Here is a 675-nt window from a genome sequence, read left to right on the forward strand (position 1 = left end):
GCGATGGACAGCCATGTGAGCATGCCATGCCCCACGCTTTTGACGCTCGAAAGCGGCCACATAGAACCAACCAGGAATGAGCTTGGCCATACGTCGGTTGAATTCCTTCATGTGCCGCTTGAGGGTGGCCCAATCGGTCATGTTTTCGGCGTAGGTAAGCGTCAGCAAGGTATCAATCCCCGCCGCTTTGCAGAGGTGCCTAACGCGGGTCTTGGCTCGTTTGGCTGCGCGCTCAAGGTTGGCCTGCTTGCGCTCTTCCAAGGTGGCTTCCATGCACTCAAGGCGATGCTCATAGGCAATGTCTGAGAGTTCTCCGACGTGCTCCCATGTTTTCAGGGGTGCCACACGGTACTCAAAATGACCATTGCCCAAAGGACGGCGCACCAGCTCGTATCCACCGCCGACGTGACAACGAAGGATGTCACGGCCTACAATGCGTTCCATCATCGTTAGTTCCTTTAACGGTGGTCATGACCTCCGGAGTGTTGGTAGCACTCGCGGGGGTTTCTTTTTGCTTTTCAGGACGCGAAGAAGCGCGCGAGCACATCACGGCACTGCCCGCGGAATCGGATCGCGTGGAGGGCCGCTGCTGGGCTTGCATGGGGGGCACACCCCCCATACCCCTAGTCGAGCGACGGCGAGGGCCAGCAAAGCCGTTTTGGCACAGCCAAGAGG

At 58.5% G+C, this 675-nt stretch carries 1 protein-coding gene; it reads right to left on the reverse strand.

The window, feature by feature from the left end; genetic code table 11:
* Window positions 1–447 (reverse strand): rolling circle replication-associated protein (locus tag CDE01S_RS18020; protein ID WP_439648684.1); only part of this gene is annotated, 447 nt, incomplete at its 3' end.
* Window positions 448–675: the final 228 nt, after the last annotated feature.

The organism is Curvibacter delicatus NBRC 14919 (assembly GCF_001592265.1).
Classification (GTDB): domain Bacteria; phylum Pseudomonadota; class Gammaproteobacteria; order Burkholderiales; family Burkholderiaceae_C; genus Hylemonella; species Hylemonella delicata.